This is a genomic window from Chryseobacterium sp. 3008163 (genome assembly GCF_003669035.1).
GTDB lineage: Bacteria > Bacteroidota > Bacteroidia > Flavobacteriales > Weeksellaceae > Chryseobacterium.
Map to the genome: position 1 here is coordinate 1374723 of NZ_CP033070.1, position 24311 is coordinate 1399033.

Below are 24311 nucleotides of genomic sequence, written 5' to 3' on the forward strand. Positions count from 1 at the left end.
ATAAAATGAAGTTAAGTAGTAACCAACTCAATCTACTTGAGGAATCTTGTTTGTTAGGTATTAAGCAATATGATTCTGAAAAAGCAAAGGAAGAAGGGAGGATTATTGTAAATAAAATTGAAAAAAATAATTATGACTTTACCTTCACTCCTAAACAGACTAAATTAATTGGAAGCTTTTTAGCAAATTGGCATAATCAAAACAAAAAAGATTTAGTTGATTTACAAACCATAATGTATAGTGAAAATTATGAAGCAAATTCACTACTTCATTTACAGGATAAAATTAAAAGGCAAAACACATTCATTGATTTATTGAAAATATTTAATAGTAATTTTTATAAATCTTTTTTTGAAGGGACTGACGAAAATTACAGAAAGAAATTGTTAGAAGCTCAAATTAATTAGTTCGCGAGCGAAGCGAGCGTCAAAACAGTTAGTATTAGAGATGTCATGCTGAGCTTGTCGAAGCATCCGCATAAAAGATGAGATTACTTCGTTCTTCTCAATGACAAAAAAAATAAAATATGATTAATGTAATCGTAAGTTATACCGTAAAACCTGAATTTGTTTCTGAAAACAAAAGCAACATTCAAAAGTTTTTAAATGATTTTAAAAATTTGGATCAGACAAAATTTGAATATAAAGTTTTTGTAAAAGAAGATGGTTTTACGTTTGTGCATTTTTCAAATTATGAAAATGAAGAAGTGCAGAATGAAGTTTTAAACATTCCGTCATTCAAAGAATTTCAGAGATTAAGAGACGAAAGCGGACTTAATGATTCTCATAAAGTAGAATTTTTAAAGCCTGTTTGAAATAAATAAAGGCGCGAGCGAAGCGAGCGTTGAAACAGATAGCATTAGAGATGTCATGCTGAGCTTGTCGAAGCATCTCAACAATAAAGTAGAGATTCCTTTCCTCGCAATGACAAAGCAGTAGCAATGACGTGATTCAGAAGTAAAGAAAACAAACCGTCGTTTTAGCCCTGATTGAGCGGTATGTTTGAGCTCTTTTTCTTTGCAAAAGAAAAAAGCGAGTAGCGAAAGCAGGTACACAAGTGAGAAGAAATACAAAACTTTCTGCTCCTAAAAAAATTAACAAAACAATGCATAAGTTGCATTTTACAATATAAAAAATGGAAGAACAAAACAACAATATCTGGTGGCTCAACGAAGAATCTGAGCAAATGCTGAACAGAGGTTACCTTCTGAAAGGCGAAACTGTAGACGGTGCAATCGACAGAATCACCACTGCAGCAGCAAAAAAACTATACAAACCTGAACTACAGCCGGCTTTTAAGGAGATGATCATGAAAGGATGGATCAGTTTTTCTTCTCCGGTTTGGGCGAATATGGGAACGCAGAGAGGTCTTCCAATCTCTTGTTTCAACGTGCATATTCCGGACAGCATTGAAGGAATTACCCACAAAATGGGTGAAGTAATTATGCAGACGAAAATCGGGGGCGGAACTTCGGGATATTTTGGGGAACTTCGTAACAGAGGAACTGCAGTAACCGATAACGGAAAATCTTCCGGAGCGGTTTCGTTCATGAAATTGTTTGACACTTCTATGGATGTCGTTTCACAAGGTGGTGTAAGAAGAGGTGCTTTTGCGGCGTATCTTGATGTTGACCACGGCGATATTGAAGAATTTTTATCAATTAAAGACATCGGAAGTCCGATTCAGAACCTGTTTACAGGAATTTGCGTACCAGATTACTGGATGCAGGATATGATTGACGGTGATGCCGACAAACGTAAAATTTGGGCAAGAGTTTTGGAAAGCCGTCAGCAAAAAGGTCTTCCTTATATTTTCTTTACAGATAACGTGAACAGAAACAAACCTCAGGTTTATAAAGATCTTGGATTGACGATTAATGCGAGTAATCTTTGTTCGGAAATCATGCTTCCGTCAACCAGAGAAGAATCTTTCATCTGCTGTCTGTCGTCTATGAACTTAGAATTATACGACGAGTGGAAAGATACGAATGCAGTACAATTGGCAATCTATTTCCTTGACGCTGTTTTATCTGAATTTATTGAGAAAACTGAAGGAAATTATTACCTTCAGGGAGCAAGAGACTTCGCATTGCGTCACAGAGCACTTGGATTAGGTGTTTTGGGTTACCATTCTTATCTTCAGAAAAACATGATTCCTTTTGAGAGTTTTGAGGCTACTCAATTCAATGCAAGAGCTTTCAAACATATCAGAGCTCAGGCGGATATCGCGTCAAAAGAATTGGCAAACATCTACGGAGAACCGGAAATCTTAAAAGGTTACGGAATGAGAAATACAACGGTAATGGCGATTGCTCCTACCACTTCAAGTTCAGCGATTTTAGGTCAAACTTCTCCTGGAATTGAGCCTTTTGCATCAAACTACTATAAAGCTGGTTTGGCGAAAGGAAACTTCATGCGTAAGAATAAATACCTTGCTAGATTGTTGGAAGAAAAAGGTCTTGATAATGAAGAAACATGGAGAACAATTATGTTGAACCACGGTTCTGTTCAGCACTTGAATGAATTGACTGACGAAGAAAAAGCAGTATTCAAAACATTCAAAGAAATTTCTCCGATGGAAATCATTTCTCAGGCCGCACAAAGACAGCAATACATCGATCAGGCACAATCTTTGAATTTACAGATTCCTTCTACAATGCCTGTAAAAGACGTTAATTATCTTTATATTGAGGCTTGGAAGAAAGGTGTGAAAACTTTGTATTACCAAAGAAGTTCATCTGTTTCTAAGGAAATGATGGTGAATTTTGTGAGCTGTTCGGCTTGTGAAGCGTAAGGTAAAAATTTAAATAGCCAAGTTTTTGGCTTTGAATAATATAAAACCGCAGAAAAATTTCTGCGGTTTTTTTGTTTTAAAACGTTATCTCCATCAAATAATCATCCATAACAAAGCCATTTCCTATATCAAAAACACCTTCATCATAAACCTTATAACCTTGAGATTTGTAGAATTTCTGCGCTGAATTGTATTTATTGACATTTAAAATAATTCTGTTATCCCCACTTTCTTTCACCTTTTCATTAAGAAATTCCAATGTTTTTTTGCCTAAACCTTTTCCTTTACTTTCAGGAACGAGATAAATTCTGTGAAGTTTAGTCGTTTGTTTTTCATAATGATTTTCGTAGCCTAAAAATCCGTCAAAAACATTTAAAATCTCATCAAAAACAAGGTAATAATGATAGTTTGTATTTTTTAAATGTTCTGTAATTTCAACTCCGGAATACATTGTATTGAGCATAAATTCCATTTGTTCTGTTGTAAGAATTTCGGCGTAGGCGTTTTCCCATGATCTTTTTGCTAAATCCTGAATCAAGGGTATATCTTTTTCTGTTGCTTTGATTAATTTCATATCTGATTAGTTATTAGAAAATTTTAGACACATTAGAACACTTAAGTTTTTTAAAGTTTAAATCCTTTGAAAACATTTAGAACATGTAAGAGGAAAATCAAAGATTTTCAAAAACTATCGTGTTCTTCTAAACATTCGAATCAATCACTTCAAGTAACTTATGTGTTAAAAAAATTGCAGTTAAATTTTTTAGATTAAAAAAGTGAAAAGCATCACACCTTTCACTTTTAATATTTTATAGAACTTGACTTTTAATTTAATTAAATCTTCGCCATTTCAGCTTTAATTTTTGCATAAAGTCCTTCTGATGCAGGAACTAAAGGAAGTCTTAAATAATTTTTAATCAATCCTTTTTCTGCCAAAATAACTTTAATTCCGCACGGGTTTCCTTCTGCAAAAATCAATCTTGTAATTTCAACTAGTTTATTATGAATTTCATAAGCCTCATCCACTTTTTTATCAAAAGCCAATTGAACCATTGTCGAAAATTCCTTTGGATACCCTTGTCCGATCACAGAAATTACTCCTGCTCCACCAGCCAAAGTTACTGGAAGTGTGAATTCATCGTCTCCTGAAACTAAATTAAAACCTTCAGGCTTCTTTCTCAAAATATCAAAATACTGAAGAATATTGGGTGCAGCTTCTTTTATTAAGAATAAATTCGGGAATTCTTTTGCCAGACGCAAAGTCGTTTCAGCCTCAACATTTTGTCCGGTTCTTGAAGGAACGTTGTAAATGATGATGTTTTTTCCTGTAGAAGCCAACATTTTATAATGCTGGTAAAGCCCTTCCTGATTAGGTTTGTTGTAATATGGAGACACCGATAAAACAGCTGTAAAATCAGATAAATCAGCTTCTTCGATCTGCTGTTTGACTTCAAGAGTATTGTTTCCGCCAATTCCTAAAACCAAAGGAAGACGTTTATTATTAACCTTAATGATGTGCTCAACTACCTGTTTCTTCTCGTCTGAAGAAAGTGTAGCAGCTTCCGCTGTAGTTCCCAATACCACCAAATAGTTGGTTCCGTTTTCGATGTTGTACTCAATGAGTTTTGTCAAACTTTCGAAATCTACGGATAAATCTTCATTAAAGGGCGTTACCAAAGCAACACCTACTCCTTTTAAAATGCTCATCTGTTCGAATTATTTTCCCCAAATTTAACAATTTCATACAAGAATTTACAATATTTAATCCTATTTTATTATACATATAATTATATTTGCATTATACTAAAGATATTATGCAAAATAAATTCTTATTACTAGGAATTGCCTTGTTTTCGCTCACAGCCTGTAAAACGACATCGTTGCAGGTTGCCAATGTGCAGACACAGAAGAACATTTCTATTAATCAAGACCTGAAGGCTAATGAAGATTTTGCAAAATTTATCGAGCCTTACACTGAGAAACTCAACAAAGAGATGAACCAAAAAATCTCTTACACCCAAGTAGATTTGACGAAAGAAGGCGACAACAGCAATCTGGGAAATCTTTTGGCAGATTATACTTTTGACGGAGCGGATGTTTGGGCGAAAGCAAATCTGAATAAAAGTATTGATGCAGCTTTGATTAACATCGGCGGAATTCGTACCACAATTGGGAAAGGCGACATTCTTCTGAAAAATGTTTTTGAAGTAATGCCTTTTGAAAACGAAGTGATCATTGTAAAATTCAAAGGTTCAGATTTGCAGGGACTGTTTGATTATTATGCTAAAAATCAGAAAAACAATCCTGTTTCTCATTTATATATTGAGACTTCAAATGGAACAGTTTCAAAAAGTTTAATCAACGGAAATGCAGTCAACCCAACTCAGGATTATTATATTGCTACATCTGATTATCTGGCTTTGGGTGGTGATAATATGAAGTTTTTCGCAAAAGGAGAATCAATTCCGACAGGTATCAAATTGAGAGATTTATTTATTGAATATTTTAAGAAAAATCAGCAGATTAATCCTAAAGAGGAAGTTCGTTTACAATTTATCGGGAAGAAATAATGAATAGAAAAAGTTTTTTAAAAACGATAACAGGCGGAACTTTAGCGATGACTTTAGCTCCAAATCTGGTAATGGCAGAGGAATTAAGTTTAAATTCTTTTTCATCAGCCAATAAATTGACAATTCTTCATACCAATGACCAGCACAGCAGAATTGAACCATTTGATTCAAGTTACACAAGAAATCCTAACCAGGGTGGTTTTGCAAGAAGAGCGACATTAATTCAGAAAATCAGAAGTGAGGAAAGCAATCTTTTGTTGCTTGATTCAGGAGATATTTTTCAGGGAACCCCATATTTCAACTTTTTGGAGGTGAATTGGAATTTAAACTGATGTCAATGATGAAGTATGATGCTTCCACAATGGGAAATCATGATTTCGATAATGGTTTAGAGGGATTTTTAAAGGTTCTACCGAATGCGCAATTTCCTTTTATCTGTTCGAATTATGATTTTAAAAACACCATTTTAGACGGAAGAACTTCGCAGTATAAAATTTTCAATAAAAACGGAATCAAAGTAGGAATTTTCGGAGTGGGAATCCAGCTGGATGGTTTAGTTGGAAAAAAACAATACGGCGAAACCGTTTGGTCTGACCCCATTGATGTGGCACAACATTACTCCAATTTCCTTAAAAATGAAAAGAAATGTGATTTGGTGATTTGTCTTTCGCACATCGGATATGATTACAGTGACGAACCTGAAAAATTAAACGATAAAATTTTAGCATCAAAAACAGAAAATATTGACTTAATTTTAGGAGGTCATACGCATACTTTTTTACCGGAACCTCAGACCTTTAAAAACAGACAAGGGAAGAATGTTTTGGTAAACCAAGTTGGTTGGGCTGGTCTTCTTTTGGGCAGAATAGACTTCTTCTTTGATAAAAATAAAAATGTACAACAGATTTCTTGGAACAACCAAGCAATTGACAGCAGTATAACAGCATAATATGAAAAAATTCTCTATAATTTCTCTTGGTATTTTGGCAACTTTCCAGATGGTAAAGGCTCAGAATATTTCATCAAAAAAATGGGCAGATTTATTTTCTTACAATAATGTCTTGGCATTAAAAGAAGATAACGGAAAAATAGTTGCTGCCACAGAAAATGGAATTTTTTATTATACTGTTTCTACAGGGGAAATTTCAAAGCTTTCTAAAGCAAACGGACTGCATGAGGTGAAAATATCCGCATTTGATTATAATCCGCAGACAAAAATTGGTCTTGTTGGGTATCAAAATGGTTCTTTGGATATTATTACGCCTCAAGGAATTACGTATGTTATTGATATTCCTATTGCAACCGGATATAATGGAAGTAAAAAGATCAATCACATCTCAATCACTGGCGATAGAGCTGTAGTTTCCGTAGGATATGGAGTTTCTATTTTTGATCTGAAAAAGAAAGAATTTGGAGATTCTGCGTTCTTTGTTACCGGAGGAGTTTATCAGGCAAGTAACGAAGCTACAATTAAAGATAATAAAGTTTTTTCTGTAACCAATACAGGATTAAAGACTCACGACCTAAACACAACATTTCCAGTATTCACTACATGGACTACAGAATTGGCTGGAAATTTCACAGATATTGATTCTGAAAATATAGTCGCTTTTTCATCTGCTACAGCAACCTACATTTATAACAACGGAGTTTCTACACCACTTGCACAGGCTTTTGGAAATGTGAGCGATGTGGTAGTGAATGCTGATAATATTATTATTACAGATGCCAGCAGAATTTACAGCTATAATACGAATGGAACTTTCGCAGGATCGGTAACCGTTGGAGAGAATTGTAATACGGCAACAAAGGTTGGCTCAAAAATATTTTGCGGAACTATTTTATCTGGTTTAAAGAGTGAAGATAATGTTATCTATAAACCGGATGGACCATATAATAATATTTCTTATAAGATATCTTTGCTAAATGACCAAATCTGGGTTTCTACAGGAGGTAGAGATGCTTACAATCAACCCATCTTCAGAGATCTCGGTTACTATCATTTTGATGGAGGCAAATGGAATTATCCGGATTATTTTGTAAATAATCCTATAAATTTCAACGTGTTAGATGCAGTAGCAAATCCATCAAATCCAAGCGAAGTATTTTTCGCTAATTATTCATTCTCGAATGGCGAGAAAGGGATTTACAAAATGGAGAATAATGTTTTTAAGAAAGTTTACAAAAACAATGATTCCGATCCTGCTTACAATCGCCCAATAGGTATAACATTTGATGAAAACAATAATTTATTTGTTTCTGCCGGTCTTATAGAAAATGTTTCTGCAAACGCAGGATATTATCTTTATAACAGAACTGCAGATGACTTTACTTTGATTCCTATTGTTGGTGCGGTATCTACTCAAAAACCATTTACGAAAGAAGGATACCTATATATACCTTGTCCATATTTTGACCCTGGTGGATTAATCATCAAAGAATATGGTAACAATCCATCATCAACAACATCACCATTTAAGATTATACGTAAGGAAAATAACTTGCCTGCTAATGGAACTATATCAGCAGCAATTGACAAAAATAATGATGTGTGGATTGGTACACGTATAGGCCTCAGAATTCTTTCAAACCCAAAATCAGCGATTACAGAAAACAACCCTCAAACTACTCCTATTATCATCGAACAAAATGGTATTGCTGAGGAACTATTCCGTGACAACAGCATTCTTCAAATTGAAGTTGATGGCGGAAACCAAAAATGGGTTTCAATAGAAGATGGTGGCGTTTATTACTTGTCAGCATCTGGCGAACAGGTTATCAAGAGATTTACAAAAGAAAACTCTCCCCTTCCAACCAACAATGTAACTGATATTAAGGTCGATAAGACCAACGGGAAGGTTTACTTTGTGACACTTGATGGCATTGTAACTTACCAAGGAGATGTTGCCGACGTAACCTCTGATTTCGGAAACGTTTTAGTATACCCAAATCCTGTGGTTTATGCTCAGTTTAAAGGTAAAGTAACGATTAAAGGATTAGCTGAGAAAACAAATATCAGAATCACTGATGCTGCAGGAAACATTGTACATTCTGCCATTGCCAGAACCGGATATTACGAATGGGATCTCAACAATCAGAAGGGGAAAAGAGTAGCTTCAGGAATCTATTTTGTGCTGATGACCAACGAAGATGCAAGCGATAAAGCAACTGCGAAAATAGCCGTTGTTAATTAATGAATTCTCAAAACGGTTTTTTACTTTCGTTTATAAAATATGGTGAAAACGATGCAATTTTGCATTGTTTTACCGAAGAGGAAGGCTTTCAGACTTATTTTCTAAAAGGTATTTATACCCGAAAGAATAAGAAGAAAGCCTTTCTTTTGCCTTTAAATAAATTAAATTTTTCGATACGAGTTGGTAGCAGAAGTGGCAGTATGCAGACGATATCTAATCTTGAAATACTGAATCTACATGACCTATATACAGACATCAAAGCCAATACTGTCGTATTTTTTATTTCAGATTTTTTAAACCAAATTTTAAGAAACGAAAATAAAAATTCAGCAGTGTTTTATGTCATTGATGAATTTATAGACCAGCTCAACAACAAAAATTATCAGTCACACCTTATTTTTTTAATTAAAATATTAAAAATTCAAGGGGTTGCACCACTTTTAGATGAAGGAAATTTTCTTGATCCGGAAACCGGAACTTTTTCTCCTTTTTCTAATCACCTGCTATTTGATGAGGAAATTTCTTTATTTTGGAAGAGCATTATTTCGTCACAGAATCCTTACGACAATAAAATTCCATCTTCAAAAGAAAAGGATTTTTAGACAGTATTTTGGTTTATTATCATTATCACATTTCGGATTTTAAGACTCCGAATTCTTTAGAAATTATTCAGCAGATTTTTGAATAAAACTTATCCGTTATCCGAAAAACTCTCAAGGCTGGTCATTCCGCCATCCACAAAAATACTTGCACCGGAAATATAATCTGCCAGATCACTTGCTAAAAATGCCGCCAAATTCCCAATATCTTTCGGCTGACCTATTCTGTTATAAGGAATCAGCTCAAGTAACGAATTCAAAGCATCCTTTGTTTCCCAAGCTTCTTTATTAATAGGTGTTTGAATAGCTCCCGGCCCAATAGAATTCACCCGGATTTTATCTGCACCGTATTCCTGCGCCAAAGTCTGCATCAGCATTTTGATAGCTCCTTTACTTGCGGCATAGTTTGCGTGACCTGCCCAAGGGATAATTTCGTGTACCGAACTGATATGAATAATTTTTCCACCAGCCACAGAACGGGTAGTATCAATGCCGCGACGTAGAAATTCTTTAATGGCTTCTCTTGAGCAAAGAAAATGTCCCGTAAGATTTACTCCCATCACTGCATTCCAGTCGTCTAATGTCATTTCGGTAAATTTTGCATCTTTCTGAATTCCGGCATTATTGATGAGAATGTCAACCGTTCCGAATTGTGCAATAACATCTTTAAACATTCTAATAACTTCATCCTCCTTTGAGACATCACACTGATAAGTTATTCCACTACCTCCTGCATTGGTTATTTCCTTTAAAACTTCCTGAGCGCTATCGTGAGATTTTTCTGAAGAATGATTGATGATAACGGTTGCTCCGGCTTCGGCGATAGATTTTGCGATTCCCGTTCCTATACCGCTTGATGCACCTGTGATGATGGCAACCTGATTTTTTAATGATACTTCCATAATGAATATTCAAATAGTGTCTAAACACAATTGAAAGTATCACGCCAAACTAGAAATTTGTTTTCTAAATTATCCTAGAGTTTTTTAAACAATAAGAACTGAGGTCCGCTTCTGCCTTCTCTCGTTTTACCTTCAAATTCATACCCGCTTTTGACATACAATTGAAAAGCTGAGGTATTTTTTTCGTTTACAGCTAAAACAATTTCATTGCAATCTGCAAAATGCTCTTTTATGAAATAATCGACTTCAATCATTGCTGATTTTCCAATTCCCTTTCCCTGAAAATTTGGGTTTACAGATAATGATCGAAGCAAAACCGAATCCGGATTTTCTGTAAGATCAAATTTATCTTCTCCAAAATCAAGCACAAAAAATCCGGCAATCTTTTCATCATAGTAAATGGTAATCGGGTAAGCAAAAAAATCTCCTTTGTGATTTCTCTCTTCTATTCTTTCTAAAGATTGCTTTGCAGTTGAGGTATACTGCGACTGGATATCATCCAGAACATAATCAAGTTCAGGAAGGTCTTCAGGTTGATAAAATTTTAATTCAATCATATTTTTAATGATGATAAATATCTTCGTACATTACTCCTGCTCGTATTTCTACCGCCAATTTATTTTCTTCAGGAACGATCGGGCAATTGTAATCATACGCATTGTAAGCACAGAAAGGCTGATAGGATTGATTAAAATCTAAAACAATCGTATTGCCGCTTGGAATTTTCAGATCCATATATTTTCCCCCACCATAAGTTTCTTTATTGTTGGTTTCATCATGAAAAGGAAGAAAAAGATGATCTTTATATTTTTCCATTTTCATTAAATCTAAACTTTGGTAAATGGTTAAGGTATAAGATTTTCCATCTAATTCAAAGGTTGCTTTCCCAAACTCCTGATACGATTTTGATTTTCCTGATGATGTTGGCAAATCAAAAGGTTGAGGATTTTCAGTTTTAATAAATCTTGCAATAACTCTGTATTTTAAATCAATCGGAAAGAAAGGATGTTGTTTAAATTTCGCAAAATTATCATCCCTAAGTGGTGTTTCTTTTGGATCTAAATATTCTTTATTTAAATCTTGCTGAAATTTCTTGATTTCTTTAATTTCTTTCGATTGCCGTTTATTATTTTGGGGAAATGCAAATACCGGAAGTATAAAAAATAGAAATAGGATATATTTTTTCATTGAATTATTCTGAAATTTTAATTCTATAAATATCTGACGAATTTCTTTTAATTGATTTCACAAAAAAACCACCTTCTTCAGGAATGATCTCTTTAAAATCAAAACTTGTACAGTCTTTCGGAAGTCCAGAAAACACCAATGTAAACCAAAAATCTCTCATAAAAGGAACTGCTGTCCAATTAGGATAAATCGTAATATTCTCTGCGTGAATCAACTTACTTTTGTGGCTGGAAGAATTGTCTACCAAGTAAGTCGTATTCCATATTCTGATAAGATTTCCCAAAAACGGTGACGCCGGAAAACAACAATGCACAATCACCTGCTTCTCTTCATCAACCTTTGTCTGAAGAGATTCCAGCAATTCTTTTGCGATAATGGGTTTTACAATGACTTCTTCCATGGGTTATGGGTAATGCAGAATCGGTAATGGGTAATATCTAAATTCGGTCAAATTCACATTACTCATTACCCATTATTTATATTTAATGTTTGAGTTCTAATTTTTCTTTGCTGTAAGCTCTCACTTTCTCTGTAAGTTCAGGATTGTTGGCTAATTTCTGTCCATAAGACGGAATCATTTCCAATAATTTTTCTTTCCATTCTCCATTGATTTTTTCAGGAAAACATTTTTCAAGAATATTAACCATTGCAAAAACTGCTGTTGAAGCTCCTGGAGAAGCACCCAATAAAGATGCAATCGTGCCTTGTTGATTAACTACGACCTCGGTTCCGAATTCAAGTTTTCCGCCTTGTTTACCGTCTTTTTTGATGACCTGAACACGTTGTCCTGCAACTTTCAGTTCCCAATCTTCTTCTTTGGCGTCTTTCACAAATTCTCTTAAATGCTGAATTCTCTGAGCTTTGGTCATCGCAACCTGCTGAACCAGATATTTTGTCAGTGGAATATTATGCCACCAAGCCCCGAACAATGATTTGATATTCTTTGTGTTGACACTTGCAGGCAAATCAAGATAATTTCCTTCTTTTAAAAATTTAGTGGAAAATCCGGCAAACGGACCAAACAACAAGGCTTTTTTACCATCAATAATTCTTAAATCTAAATGCGGAACCGACATTGGCGGTGCATCGACAGTTGCCTGAGTGTACACTTTTGCCTGATGTTTTTCTACCAACTCAGGATTGTGCGTCACCAACCATTCTCCGGAAACCGGAAAACCGCCGTAGCCTTCGCTTTCTTTAATGTCTGAACTTTCCAATAACGGCAATGCATACCCTCCGGCTCCGATGAAAACAAAGTCTGCAACCACTTCCTGCTTATGACTGTGGATTCTGTCTTTGACCTTCATTTCCCACTTTCCATCATCTCTTGGGTCGATGTCTTTTACTTCATGATACAAGAAAACTTCCACATTGGAGTCTTCAAGCAGATGTCTCCCCATTTTTCGAGTTAAGCTTCCGAAATTAACATCGGTTCCCAAATCCATTTTTGTGGCTGCCAGAACTTCTGATTCATTTCTTTTGCTCATCACCAAAGGAATCCATTCTCTTAGTTGGTCATGATCAGTTGAAAATTCCATTGCTGAAAACAATGGAGAATCTTTCATCGCATCGTGGCGTTTTTTAAGATATTCGGCATCTTTTTCTCCAAATACCAGACTCATGTGTGCACAAGAATTGATGAAATCTGAAGGAGTAGAAATATATTTTTTGTCAATAAGATAAGACCAAAACTGTTTTGAAATTTCAAATTGTTCGGCAATTTTTTCTGCTTTTGAAATATCGATTGTTCCGTCTTCATTTTCCGGTGTATAATTCAATTCGCAGAAAGCTGAATGCCCTGTTCCTGCATTATTCCAAGCGGCAGTACTTTCTTTGGCAAATCTTCCGAGTCTTTCAAAAATTGCTATTTCAAGATTTGGGTCAAATTCGTGAAGTAAAGTTGCTAAAGTGGCACTCATAATTCCGCCTCCGATTAAAACAACGTCGTATTTTGGTTTTGGCGTTCTGCTTAAAATTGTATTCGGCATTCCATTAAATTTACTACGAATTTCGGGAAAAGTTTTTTATTAAATGCGTGTTTAATGATTTTTAACACGATAATTTTGAATTGGATTTTTCAAATTATTCTCTCGCAGATTGAACGGATTTTGCAGATTTTTTAATTGATATTCTAAAAATTGAAATCACTAAAACTTTTGCTCAATAGGTGCAAAATGTTTGTAGAAATCAATATCACGGAGGAATTGGGAGCTCCGTAGGAGCAGGATGTTTGTATTATTCCACTCGTTTTTATCATAATTTACGCCTTGTTCTTTTCGCTTTCTTCTTGGCTCTTAAACATCGAATTGCAGCAGCCCGACTTGAACGGAGCTCTTTTTGCAGGAGCAAAGCGGAGGTAAAAAAGCGGGAGTGGAAGGCGGAAATAGCTGCCATAAAAAAACACCAGCAAATGAATGCTGATGTTCTATTTTTGATTTAATTTAAATTATTTTTAATTCAATTTTGCAGTCAGTTTCTTGAACTGTTTCTCTGCGTTTTTACCTTCATACAAAATCGCATAAATAGTATCAATGATAGGAAGTTCAAGATTTTTCTGTCTTGCCGTTTTATAAATTGAATCAGCAGCATAATATCCTTCAGCAACCATGTTCATCGACTGAATGGCGGATTTTACGGTATATCCTTTTCCAATGAGGTTTCCTAAGTTTCTGTTTCTTGAGAACAATGAATAAGCCGTCACGAGTAAATCTCCCAAATAAGCGCTCTCGTTGACATCTCTAGGTGCTTCATAAATCGCTTCGAGGAAGGTTTCCATCTCACGGATCGCATTGGACACGAAGACTGCTGTAAAGTTATCTCCATAGCCTAAACCGCTTGCAATACCCGCTCCGATTGCGAAAATATTTTTAAGAATGGCACTGTACTCATTTCCTAAAATATCTTTGCTAGAATTAACTTTAATAAAATCTGAATTAAAAATTCCGACCAATTTATCAGAAGTTTCATCTTCAACGGTAGCAACTGTAAGATAAGACAATCTTTCCATCGCAACTTCTTCTGCGTGACAAGGCCCAGCAATTACCGCCTGATTTCTGAAACCGATTTGGAATTCTTCCTTTAAATAGTGCGCTACGACATCATTGACTTTAGGAATTATCCCTTTGATTGCCGATACAAAAATTTTGTCTTTGTACTCACAGGTCATTTTATCCATCGTGTCTGACAGATAAATGGACGGAGTTGCCAAAACCACCACATCGCAAGCTGTAACCAACTCATTGATATCGGTTGTAAGCTTTAAATTTTTAAGATTAAAATTAACTGCCGTAAGATACGTCGGGTTGTGACCACGAAGCTCGATTGCACCTTTTACAAATTCACTTCTCACGCACCAATGTACTGTTTTACAGTTTTCAACAAGCATTTTCACAATCGCTGTAGCAAAACTTCCGCTGCCGACAACTCCTACGGAAATGTCTTTTTTAGGCTTTTTTGAGTTCGCTGATTCTGAAATTGTTTTCTTTTTCGCCATAATTAAAGTGTGAACTGCAAATATATTAAAACAAAGAAATAACAAGACTTTATAAATCTGATAAACCTCATTTTTTGAAAAATTTAACATTACTATACAATTAAATATCTAAAAATCCGTTAAGTATAGATTATCATAAATTTAAATTAAAGATATCGCTCAAATATTATTTTTAATTAAATTTGCACCCTTAAAACGGTTTTTAAATTCTAAGAAAGAGAAAATGAAGAAATTTTTAAGAAGCAAAAAGAAGGTAAACATTCTGATTGGAGGACTTTTACTGATAGTTTTTGCACAAAGTATTTTTATCGCCAGCTTATTTTCGAAAAAAGATGATAAAAATTACGAAGTCAATCTGGTAAAAATAAACACCGAAAAAGACAGTGTAGATTACCTGAAAATGAAGACAGATCTTAATTTAGTAGATCAAACAGTAGGACAGCTGAACTCATTTTTAAAATCTAAAGACATCAAGAACGAAAAGCTCATGGTTCTTGATAGTGACAGTATCTCGAACTCTATTTATCTGGCAAAACAATCAAACAGATACAGCAAATATCTGATGGATTTGCAGAAAAAACTGATGCAGGTTCCTTTGGGAATGCCGAGTGAAGGTTACATTTCATCTAATTTTGGAATCAGAAAAAACCCAATTCCATTCAAAACAGTGTATGCATCTGTAAAATCAACTGCAGAAGCAAAGCCAGCAGTTGTTGCTGTAGCCGCTCCAAAACCTGAAGTAAAAGCAGAACCTTACGAAAAAATATTAGAAGTTACGGACAGCTACGGAAATAAACGTGAGGTAAAAGTTTGGGTAACGCCAAAAGCTAAAACAGAAGCCGTTGCCGCTGCTCCAACAGCTTCTTCTACGAAAACTGTTGCTACAAATACATCAAAAGCACCGGAGAAAAATAATCCACCTGCAGAAGCTGACCAAATGCAGTTTCATAAAGGTTTAGACATTGCCGTGCCGTTTGGGTCTGATGTAATTGCTACAGCAGCCGGAACAGTTATTTTTTCAGGACAAAAGGGAGGTTACGGAAACTGTGTGATTGTTTCCCACGGAAATGGTCTGGCAACACTATACGGACACTTATCACAGTTAGTTGCTAAAGCAAATGACAAAGTAAAAGTAGGACAAGTGATTGCAAAATCTGGAAACTCAGGACGTTCTACTGGACCGCACCTTCATTATGAAGTACACAAAAACAATACGCCGGTAAATCCGAAATTGTTTATGAATTTATAAAAGAAAATTGATCTTTATAGAGTTTCGGCGGCACCTTTGGTGCCGCCGAAACTCTTTTATATAAATAATAAATAAGAATGAATTATTTTATAATTTTAATCATTCCTTTTGGATGATCTGATGAACCGTCTTTTTTCAAGATATTTGAATAAATAATATTCTTATTATAGTCCTGAACATTTACAACGTTTACACCAGCTTTAGCTTCGTACCAATAGACCATAAATACATTTTTTGAAACTTCTGTTGCAGTGTATCCAACTGTATCTGCAAGTCCTTTTACTTCACCTTTTGTTCCGACATAAGACATGGTTTTATTGTCCTTAAAATCTAAAACAAATTGAACAGCCCCAAAGTTCACTTCTACTTTTCGTCCAATCGCAGGATAAGGTGATCTTAAATCCCAATTCATTTCGCCTAAGAAAACCTTGACTCCCATTGTCAATTCATCTTTTCCGGGAAGATTTGGATATTTATTAACCATAAAATTAACAATCGCATCTGAAGTTTTATTTTCGGCGACTGCTTTTTTATAATTTTCAAGATAATTTTTTACAAAATCCAACGAGCTTGGAGAAAGAGTCAGTTTTGCAAAATGGGAAGATACAACCTGTGTAGCATTCAATGCTTTCATAGCATCAATTTGCCCGATCCATTGATCGATAGCTTTTTGATTCTGTGTATCGGCCATCCAGAGATGAGAATCTACAGAAACTGAAATTCCTCCAACAACCGTTTTCAATGATGGAATCCAAAGAAAACTATGCGCTGAATCATCAAGGTTTTGTTTAAGTTCAATTTTATTTCCTTCCAAATCTGGAATTGAATTTACTGCTTCTGGAATAATAATTTCTGAAGGAGCATCCTCTTTCAGTTGAGGTTTCCAAACTGCAAGTTTATCATCTTTTGAAGCCGAAATAAGATAAGCTGTCTGTGCTGTGGAAATAATTTTCACATTTGGGAAAGCTTTCTTGATGACATCCAATCCAAAATAAAAATCAGGATCGCTTTGAGAAATAAAAACTGTTTTCAGACTCTTTCCAGTCGCTTTGATTTTCTTGACAAGTTCTTCTGCATATTGCTTTTGAAACTGTGCATCGATAAGAATTGCATCTTTATCTCCGTAAATTATTGTTGAGGTAATGGGAAAGATCGCTTTTGAACCCGGATTGTAGACTTTAATCTTTAAATTTCCCGCAAATACGATGCTTACAAAACCAAATAAGACTATTAGTGATAATAATTTCTTTCCTAACATTATTGTTTTTTTAATTTTAAATATCCACTTTTAATACTAACTGCTTTTAACGCAAAGTCCACAAAACCTTCTTCATTATATCAAATTGTGATAATTTATTTTTTTAATTAATAAGCGGCCGTAAAACGTTCACGGATGTGGTTATTCTGCTCTAATTCATCAACCAAAGCAACCGCTACATCTTCCACAGACAAAACACTTCTTCCGTTTTCGTCAAATACAGGTGATTCTAAAGAAGTTCTGTATTTTCCGGTTCTGATTCCTGCAGTTCCTGGGTGCATCTCGATGGCTGGGCTGAAAAACGTCCAGTCTAAGATTTCGTTTTTCTTGATTTCATTTAAATAATCTCTTGCAGCCGTGGCTCCCGGTTTGATGTCTGCAGGGAAATCCGGACTGTCAACCAATTGATTCCCGTCGATGAACAAGCTTCCTGCCCCACCAACAGTAATAAATCTTTTGACACCCGATTTTTCAACTGCTTTTTCGATGTTTTTACTTCCGTTTAGAAAATCATTGTAAAGATTAGGATTTGTCCAGCCTGCATTGAACGTGTTGATTACTGCATCATTTCCTTTTAAAGCTTCAGCCAAATCATCGATGTTATTGACATCAATACTTTTTGCAACTACATTTTCTTTCTGCTCCACTTTTGAAGCATCTCTTACAATGGCATCTACAGAATATCCTCTGTTTTCCAATTCTTTTACTACCTGTGTTCCCACAAATCCTGTGGCTCCGATTACTGCTACTTTTTTGTTCATACTTTTTTATTTATTTTCATTAATTGTAATACTATTTGTTACATTTTAAGACAAAAAATTTTAATCAAATTGATTGGTAAATTCTTGCAACGATTTATTTCCCAAAAAACCTTTCACCAAAAGATCTGTCTGCTCAAAAAGCATTGAAAGATGATTGTTAATCTCCTTCCCTACTGGACATGCAGGATTGGGTTTCTGATTTTTCTTTCCTAAAACTTCGTTGTTTTTTACAGCTGCATAGATTTCAGAAATTTTAATTTCTTCAGCACTTTTCACTAGCTTGGTTCCTCCTTCTTTTCCCAATCGGCTTGTGATTAATCCTGCTTCACGCAATTCACGCAGTTCTTTACGAACAATTACAGGATTTACATTAATGCTTCCAGCAATCCAATCAGAAGTAAGCCACTCCTGAGGAACTTTTGCTAATAAAGTCATGATATGTATTGCCGTAGCAAATCTTGTATTGCTCATAAATTATGCAACAAAGATACACAATTTTTAATTGTAACAAAACTAATTACAATTAAAAATTTCTAATTGTAATTAATTTTATGAGAAAAAGTGAGCTTTAGTTTTAAAGTTTATTTATATCATTTGCTATTGATGATCATAACTGAGAACATCACTCATCATCCAATTTCCTTCTTTTTTGACCCAGACACTTGTGAATTTTGCCTGACCACCCAAAATATCTTCCTTATTTTTTTCACGAATAAAAAATTGATGTTCCCCAGTTTGTATTGCTCCATACAAAACACCGTTGTTGTATAAAGGGAAAACATCCAAGCTGCTTTCAATTACTTTACGAATCGGTTTTTGTTTGGGATTTGAACAGATATTTTCTTTCGTTCTTTGCAGAAACAATTTCTTGTCCTGAAAGCCTCCTTTGTCGTGATAGAATTTCAAATTATCATCAACTTTTCTTTCTAAAAATGCCATATCACAGCCATTAAATCCTCGTTCGAAAAAGATACTGTCTTCTTTTTTAATTCTAAAAATAATGGGGAATTTTTCTCAATTTGTGCTTGTACATTTCCGAAGAAAAGGAAAAGAATAAAAATGCTGATGTTGAGTTTTTTTGTCATTGAATTATTTTTGACAAAGATTCAGAATAAATTGATTTCAACTCAAAAAATGAACCCGACAAAAACCCGACAATGATGCTCCAAGTTTATATAATATTGAAATTCAATTGATAACGAAGTTTTTTTCTCTGGTCAATTTCGTAAGCATTTCTCAGAATAATGTAAACATTTGCCAGTGCTAAGAAAACCATCGTCATCATCACAGATTCTGAACCTAATTTTAGAAGGGCAATCAGCATAAAAATAATCGGAGAAATGATGGCTAAAAATATTTGGAGAGAAATGATTTGTTTTACGATTTGAGATTTCTCTTTTGTAAAAAGCATAATAAATAACGGTGGCAAAAAATTAGCAATCGGAAACCATGCAAGAGGAAGTGAAGAAAGGTTAATCATTTTGATTAATGTAGAGTTGAAAACCTCTTCTTTTTCTGTCATCGAAATTAGCTCTTCAACTTTGATTTCTTCGTTTGAAATCTCTGCAATTAACAAATCTTTTTCTGAAATTTCGAGACTTAAAGCTAATGTCTTCAAAGTATATCCTTTTGGTTCTGTTCCAGCTTCAATCCGTTGAATTGTTCTCACAGAAAGGCCTGACTTTTCAGCCAATTCTTCCTGAGTTAGATTCTTTTCTTCCCTTATTTTTTTAATTCCGACATTGCAGAAACAAATTTAAAGATTCAAGATTACAAAATCAATTTATCTAAATCTAAAAGCAAATAATTGATGGTCTGGTTAATCGTTCTCGTTGCCGACTGCATCTGATTGAGCATCGCAGCACGGTTTTGCAGATCTCCGGCACGATAGAATCCTCCATCGCTGAAAATTACCGATTGATCAGCCGCAGTCTGCTGGTCATCAAACTGATAATGAAGCCATCTTTGTTTCATATTTTTTACAATCGAATGATCTTGTCTGTTCGAAAACTTCTTTTCAGTATACATATACCAAATAAAAGGCGGGAAATTCGGAGATTCCAGTTTTTCGTTCCAAACATCTCTCAGCAAGTTTCGTTGATGAATGAACTCTACTTTTTTACCTTTCGGATTTAAAGTTGCCAAACCAAAACCTGCTCCCAAACCACCACCAGCAATGTCGATGGCACTGCTCCAACTGTCATTCTTTACGATTCCACCCGCTACGGAAGCGGCTGCACCGGCAACGATTGAATATAAAATCAATCGGTTGTTTCGTGAGTCATTCAGATTATCAACATAACTTCCGATCTGTGCGACACGCTCACCTTCACAATCAAACTCGGCAGCAACGGCATCTAACTCTGTCAGTGCAATGGTAATTTTGCTGTTGATTTTCATTTTAAGCTGAAGAACTTTCACCTGTGAACTAAGAGAAGAATCTTTTTTCAGTTCCATAATTTCATTCACCTCATCAAGGTTGTCTAAAGCGTTTAAAACTAAAATACTTTGGTCAGAAAACACATTTTTCAGCTTTTGATTTGCCAAAAGAATAGAATCTGAATTATAAGAAGGTAATTTGTTGTTGTAATTATATTGAAAAGGTGCTTTGCAGTAACTGTCTTTCAGAGTCAGGATATTCTGCTTTATCGTTTGATTCTTTTTGGAAACACACGAGGTAAGCAAAATTGAAATCACAAAAAACAGAAAAACTTCTTCATTCTCATCAGACTTTAAAATACGATGTTCTAAAATAAAAAAATTACCCGAAAAACAGGTAATTTAATTTAAATATATGCGTTGAATTTATTTAATATCTAACAATTCAACCTGAAAAACAAGGGTACTGTTTGGGCCGATTTCCTTACTAATCTGCTGATCACCGTAAGCCAAATGAGGAGGAATGATCAATCTCCATTTGCTGCCTACAGGCATTAACTGAAGAGCTTCTGTCCAACCTTTGATTACTTTATTTAAAGGAAATGATGCCGGAGTTCCTCTTTTTACAGAACTGTCGAAAACTTTCCCACCAATTGTCGTCCCATGGTAATGACATTTTACCATTGATTTCGGGCCCGGTTTTGGTCCGTCACCTTCAACCATGATCTCGTACTGCAAACCGCTTGGCAATTCTACCACGCTTTCTCTTTTACCGTATTCGATCATATATTCCTGACCGTCTTTCAGGTTTTTCTCTGCCTGCTCTTTTTTGCGTTTAAATAACATATCTGCTACTCCCATAATTTTTTTACAAAGATAATGTTTTTGCAGCGGGAAGAAAGGAGTCAAAATCAGGAAGTTTTATAGTTTCAATTTTGTTCTATAATTCTGCATCTCAAAATTCAAACAAGTTTAATATTCTCTTAACCTAGAATTAGAAACTTGGCGTTATAATTGAGTTTTAAAAACTATATGCCAAATCCACTAAAATATAATAAGAATTTTGACAAGCTTTCATACGAAGAAAAACAGCTTCTTGAGGAAAATAAAAAAAGTATTGCAGACTTTGTAGAGCACTCAGCGACTCTCAGCGACGTTAATTATGCAACAAGAAACGCTCATGCAAAAACATACGCAGTTCTGAAAGGAGAATTTATCATTAACCCTGAAATGCGGTCTGATTTACTCTATTTATTTGATAAGGAAAAATACAATATTGTGGTAAGGCTTTCTAATGCCCATTTAAAGATAAAAAATAATAGAAAAGATATTCCTGCTTATGGTTTTGCAATAAAGATTAAGGATGATGCAGATCGTACGATTGCCAATTATCCTTTGGTCAACTTCCCTCTATTTCCTATTAATTCTGTTTCTATTTTTTTAAAATTATTTACCGCAGTCAATCGGTTTTTTATTAAAAAATGGGGGAATATTACTCCTCTACTATCGCAGGTTTATCAAGTCACGCCAAGCATTTTCACGGGTTCATTTTTAAAGAAAAGTTTAGAGTTTTTATTTAAAAAGAATGACTTTATGTTGTCTTTCGATTATCATTCTGTCGGTGTGTACCGCTTAGGAGACCACATGATGAAGATAAAATTGAGCCCGAAAAATCCGCAAAGAAAATTTGGTAAAGATTTAACTACAAAAAAAGCAATTGAAAATTTTTGTCTTCAGGAAAATTATGATGCTGATGTGATGATTCAGTTCTGCTACGATTTGAAAGATCAACCCATCAATACTTTGAATCGTGAATGGAAAAATTCTCCTTTTATTAAAATCGGTGAAGTGAAAATTGAGAAAAATTCTTTTCTTACACCTAATACCTGTGATAACGAATTACTGTCTTTCAACCCTTTCGAAAGCGCAGAAATCTTTCAGCCAGTAGGGAAAATTCAGAAATTGAGGGATGAAGCCTATAAGGTTTCGCTGCAGACGAGAAAGAAAATTAATAAGCTATTGAAATATAAGTAAGGTGAATTTTGCTTCGCAAGTGACTGGGTGAATTTATTCTTAAAAAACCTTAGAAAGTTTAAATAAAAAAGGCTCTACAAAATTGTAAAGCCTTTCAATATTTATTATTCTATTGTTTCTTTTTCATCTTCCTTTTTATCAGGGAAAATGATGGATAGCAGAACCGAGATGACCAATACTCCACCTACAATTCCTAATGAAACCGGTGATGAGATATGATACCAAGGCGCAATCAACATTTTAACACCGATAAAGGCTAAAATAATCGCCAAACCATAAGGTAATTTGCTGAACATGTGAATGAAATTCGCCAGCAAGAAATACAACGATCTCAATCCTAAAATCGCAAAAATATTCGATGTATAAAGGATAAAAGGATCATTTGAAATTGCAAAAATTGCCGGGATTGAATCTACCGCAAACAATACGTCGGTAAACTCAATTACTGCCACAACTACCAAAAGCGGTGTTGCCATTTTGATTCCGTTTTGTATGGTGAAGAACTTATCGCCATCATAGTTATCGGAAACTTTCCAAAAGCTTTTAATCAATTTTGCGCCTGCTGTATCGCTGTAATCTTCATCATCGTCATCACCGCCGTCGCCCCAAGATTTGATTCCTGCATAGATCAGGAACAATCCGAAAAGGGTCATTACCACGTTGATTCTTACTGCATGACCAAAAACATTCATTTCAGGTAAATAAGTCAGATCAATCAACTCAACTCCTGCAAAAATAAAGATAGCCCTGAAGATCAAAGCTCCAATAATTCCCCAGAACAAAACTTTGTGGTGAAGAAATTTAGGAACTTTAAAGAACCCAAACACCAAGATAAATACAAATAAATTATCTACAGAAAGCGCTTTCTCAATCCAGTACGCTGCCTGATATTGTGTAAATTTTTCTACAGCTACCGCATGACTTCCAGCCGTTCCGTCGGTATTGAAAACCCAATATACAACTCCAGAAAAAACCATTGAAAGAGAAATCCAAACGACTGACCAAATGGTCGCTTCTTTTGAAGATACCTCGTGACTTTTTTTGTTAAAAACCCCTAAGTCCAAGAGCAGCATGATAACAACCGTTATCGCAAATCCCCAAACTAAGCCAGGGTGTAAATCTAAAATATTATGTTGTTCCACTTTAAATTAATATGTGTTATTATATGATAAAAGCAATAGCTGTAAAGATACAGGTATTGCTTACTATTTATGAGCCTAAAACTATACAATTTCAGACAGATTGTTTACTATTTTACAAATATTTCTGCTTAACGGTTTCAATCGTCTGCTCCAATTTTCTGTCAGCTGTAGGATCTCCGATAGCATTGAATTTCCATTCGTTGTTTCTCTTGTAGAAAACTCCCATTACCATTGCTACGTGACCACTGAAAGATTTATCATTGGCAATATCATATTTAGCAAAAACTTCTCTCACGTTCGTAGGAGTTCCTTCATAGATACGGATTGAAGCAAAAGGAATGGTGCCAAAATCTTGTCCTTTGTAACTGTTCAAAACCAAAGCAACGTGCTCTACTGCTGGATCCAAATTTGCAAAATCAACTGTGATCACTTCATTATCCAATCCGTCATCACCGCTAACATCACCTGTCAAATCATCTCCACTATGCTTTACAGAACCGTTTTTAGATTTCAGATTACCGAAATAGATTACTTCAGTAGCATTTTTGTTTGTATCATATAAAATACAGCTTCCATCTAAATCTACTGCTTCTTTTGAAACGCCACCAAAGAAACTTTTCTTCTCAATTGCACCCCAGTTTATTCCGACACAAGCTTGTGTAAGCGCTGTTCCGTTTTCTTTTGTAAGGTTTATTCTCTGACCTTTTTGTAAGTTAATAGCCATTTTATATTGTTTATTTATTATTTAT

Annotated in this window: 26 protein-coding genes and 1 pseudogene; 9 read left to right on the forward strand and 18 right to left on the reverse strand. The window is 34.9% G+C overall.

All coding sequences use genetic code 11. The features are described 5' to 3' along the window. The first annotated feature begins 5 nt into the window (after positions 1-5). From EAG08_RS06160 to EAG08_RS06170, 3 genes are all read left to right on the forward strand, one after another. Positions 6-407: a hypothetical protein gene (locus EAG08_RS06160; RefSeq protein ID WP_129534697.1), complete on the forward strand. Its 402-nt coding sequence runs from the start codon at positions 6-8 to the stop codon at positions 405-407. Positions 408-526: 119 nt separating this feature from the next. Next, entirely contained in the window at positions 527-814 is a 288-nt protein-coding gene (locus EAG08_RS06165) for a hypothetical protein (protein WP_129534698.1), read from the forward strand. Between the two features lie 320 nt (positions 815-1134). Beyond that, on the forward strand, positions 1135-2793 hold the full coding sequence (locus tag EAG08_RS06170; protein ID WP_129534699.1) for a ribonucleoside-diphosphate reductase subunit alpha: 1659 nt from the start codon (positions 1135-1137) through the stop codon (positions 2791-2793). A 76-nt stretch (positions 2794-2869) separates the two neighbouring features. On the opposite strand, the gene EAG08_RS06175 is transcribed toward EAG08_RS06170, so the two are convergent. Both EAG08_RS06175 and dapA read right to left on the reverse strand, forming a co-directional pair. Continuing rightward, on the reverse strand, positions 2870-3367 hold the full coding sequence (locus EAG08_RS06175) for a GNAT family N-acetyltransferase (RefSeq protein WP_129534700.1): 498 nt from the start codon (positions 3365-3367) through the stop codon (positions 2870-2872). A gap of 260 nt (positions 3368-3627) precedes the next feature. Beyond that, the gene (dapA, locus tag EAG08_RS06180; RefSeq protein ID WP_129534701.1) at positions 3628-4500 is read right to left on the reverse strand and encodes a 4-hydroxy-tetrahydrodipicolinate synthase; all 873 of its coding nucleotides are present in this window, start codon (positions 4498-4500) and stop codon (positions 3628-3630) included. A 107-nt stretch (positions 4501-4607) separates the two neighbouring features. On the opposite strand from dapA, the gene EAG08_RS06185 reads away from it, so the two are divergent. The 4 genes and pseudogenes from EAG08_RS06185 to recO all read left to right on the forward strand — a co-directional run bounded on the left by EAG08_RS06185 (position 4608) and on the right by recO (position 9159). After that, complete coding sequence (locus EAG08_RS06185; RefSeq protein WP_129534702.1) at positions 4608-5363, forward strand: 5'-nucleotidase C-terminal domain-containing protein; 756 nt, start codon at positions 4608-4610, stop codon at positions 5361-5363. Continuing rightward, a pseudogene (locus tag EAG08_RS06190) lies at positions 5363-6312 on the forward strand (bifunctional metallophosphatase/5'-nucleotidase). Before EAG08_RS06185 ends, EAG08_RS06190 begins: the two are co-directional and overlap by 1 nt. Before the next feature lies 1 nt (position 6313). Beyond that, the gene (locus EAG08_RS06195) at positions 6314-8557 is read left to right on the forward strand and encodes a hypothetical protein (protein WP_185145183.1); all 2244 of its coding nucleotides are present in this window, start codon (positions 6314-6316) and stop codon (positions 8555-8557) included. Then, on the forward strand, positions 8557-9159 hold the full coding sequence (recO, locus tag EAG08_RS06200) for a DNA repair protein RecO (RefSeq protein WP_228446795.1): 603 nt from the start codon (positions 8557-8559) through the stop codon (positions 9157-9159). The genes EAG08_RS06195 and recO overlap by 1 nt, the downstream gene beginning before the upstream one ends. An 89-nt stretch (positions 9160-9248) precedes the next feature. Here recO and EAG08_RS06205 read toward each other — a convergent pair whose 3' ends face one another. The 6 genes from EAG08_RS06205 to EAG08_RS06230 all read right to left on the reverse strand — a co-directional run bounded on the left by EAG08_RS06205 (position 9249) and on the right by EAG08_RS06230 (position 14739). Continuing rightward, positions 9249-10058, reverse strand: coding sequence for a glucose 1-dehydrogenase (locus tag EAG08_RS06205; RefSeq protein ID WP_129534703.1), 810 nt, complete (start codon positions 10056-10058; stop codon positions 9249-9251). A gap of 74 nt (positions 10059-10132) precedes the next feature. After that, positions 10133-10615 (reverse strand): GNAT family N-acetyltransferase, encoded by a 483-nt coding sequence (locus EAG08_RS06210; RefSeq protein WP_129534704.1) that lies wholly within the window; start codon positions 10613-10615, stop codon positions 10133-10135. A gap of 4 nt (positions 10616-10619) precedes the next feature. Then, entirely contained in the window at positions 10620-11246 is a 627-nt protein-coding gene (locus EAG08_RS06215) for a DUF1684 domain-containing protein (RefSeq protein WP_129534705.1), read from the reverse strand. Positions 11247-11250: 4 nt separating this feature from the next. Then, positions 11251-11646 carry a hypothetical protein gene (locus EAG08_RS06220; RefSeq protein WP_129534706.1) on the reverse strand — a complete coding sequence of 132 codons (396 nt, stop codon included), beginning with the start codon at positions 11644-11646 and terminating at the stop codon, positions 11251-11253. 82 nt (positions 11647-11728) lie between these two features. Continuing rightward, positions 11729-13234 carry a malate dehydrogenase (quinone) gene (mqo, locus tag EAG08_RS06225; protein ID WP_129534707.1) on the reverse strand — a complete coding sequence of 502 codons (1506 nt, stop codon included), beginning with the start codon at positions 13232-13234 and terminating at the stop codon, positions 11729-11731. A 464-nt stretch (positions 13235-13698) separates the two neighbouring features. Next, the gene (locus EAG08_RS06230) at positions 13699-14739 is read right to left on the reverse strand and encodes an NAD(P)H-dependent glycerol-3-phosphate dehydrogenase (RefSeq protein WP_129534708.1); all 1041 of its coding nucleotides are present in this window, start codon (positions 14737-14739) and stop codon (positions 13699-13701) included. Positions 14740-14962: 223 nt separating this feature from the next. Between EAG08_RS06230 and EAG08_RS06235 the strand changes: the two genes are divergently transcribed. Further along, positions 14963-15988: a M23 family metallopeptidase gene (locus EAG08_RS06235; RefSeq protein ID WP_129534709.1), complete on the forward strand. Its 1026-nt coding sequence runs from the start codon at positions 14963-14965 to the stop codon at positions 15986-15988. Between the two features lie 82 nt (positions 15989-16070). Here the strand turns inward: EAG08_RS06235 and EAG08_RS06240 are convergent, their stop codons facing one another. From EAG08_RS06240 to EAG08_RS06270, 8 genes are all read right to left on the reverse strand, one after another. After that, positions 16071-17246, reverse strand: coding sequence for an MBL fold metallo-hydrolase (locus EAG08_RS06240; RefSeq protein WP_129534710.1), 1176 nt, complete (start codon positions 17244-17246; stop codon positions 16071-16073). A 107-nt stretch (positions 17247-17353) separates the two neighbouring features. Continuing rightward, a complete protein-coding gene (locus EAG08_RS06245) occupies positions 17354-18007 on the reverse strand; it encodes an NAD(P)-dependent oxidoreductase (RefSeq protein ID WP_129534711.1) in 654 nt (217 codons plus the stop codon). 60 nt (positions 18008-18067) lie between these two features. Further along, positions 18068-18478, reverse strand: coding sequence for an Rrf2 family transcriptional regulator (locus EAG08_RS06250; RefSeq protein ID WP_129534712.1), 411 nt, complete (start codon positions 18476-18478; stop codon positions 18068-18070). 126 nt (positions 18479-18604) lie between these two features. Further along, positions 18605-18946: a nuclear transport factor 2 family protein gene (locus EAG08_RS06255; protein ID WP_262696809.1), complete on the reverse strand. Its 342-nt coding sequence runs from the start codon at positions 18944-18946 to the stop codon at positions 18605-18607. Then, positions 18934-19092 carry a hypothetical protein gene (locus EAG08_RS21895; RefSeq protein ID WP_228446796.1) on the reverse strand — a complete coding sequence of 53 codons (159 nt, stop codon included), beginning with the start codon at positions 19090-19092 and terminating at the stop codon, positions 18934-18936. The genes EAG08_RS06255 and EAG08_RS21895 overlap by 13 nt, the downstream gene beginning before the upstream one ends. 86 nt (positions 19093-19178) lie before the next feature. Continuing rightward, positions 19179-19700, reverse strand: coding sequence for a DUF4870 domain-containing protein (locus tag EAG08_RS06260; protein WP_262696810.1), 522 nt, complete (start codon positions 19698-19700; stop codon positions 19179-19181). A gap of 77 nt (positions 19701-19777) precedes the next feature. Continuing rightward, complete coding sequence (locus tag EAG08_RS06265; RefSeq protein ID WP_228446797.1) at positions 19778-20704, reverse strand: hypothetical protein; 927 nt, start codon at positions 20702-20704, stop codon at positions 19778-19780. Positions 20705-20812: 108 nt separating this feature from the next. Next, positions 20813-21247, reverse strand: coding sequence for an FKBP-type peptidyl-prolyl cis-trans isomerase (locus EAG08_RS06270; protein WP_129534714.1), 435 nt, complete (start codon positions 21245-21247; stop codon positions 20813-20815). Between the two features lie 171 nt (positions 21248-21418). Between EAG08_RS06270 and EAG08_RS06275 the strand changes: the two genes are divergently transcribed. Beyond that, on the forward strand, positions 21419-22420 hold the full coding sequence (locus EAG08_RS06275) for a catalase (protein ID WP_129534715.1): 1002 nt from the start codon (positions 21419-21421) through the stop codon (positions 22418-22420). A gap of 104 nt (positions 22421-22524) precedes the next feature. Here EAG08_RS06275 and EAG08_RS06280 read toward each other — a convergent pair whose 3' ends face one another. Both EAG08_RS06280 and EAG08_RS06285 read right to left on the reverse strand, forming a co-directional pair. After that, on the reverse strand, positions 22525-23562 hold the full coding sequence (locus tag EAG08_RS06280; RefSeq protein ID WP_129534716.1) for a TerC/Alx family metal homeostasis membrane protein: 1038 nt from the start codon (positions 23560-23562) through the stop codon (positions 22525-22527). 112 nt (positions 23563-23674) lie between these two features. Then, positions 23675-24286 (reverse strand): TerD family protein, encoded by a 612-nt coding sequence (locus tag EAG08_RS06285; RefSeq protein ID WP_129534717.1) that lies wholly within the window; start codon positions 24284-24286, stop codon positions 23675-23677. Positions 24287-24311: the final 25 nt, after the last annotated feature.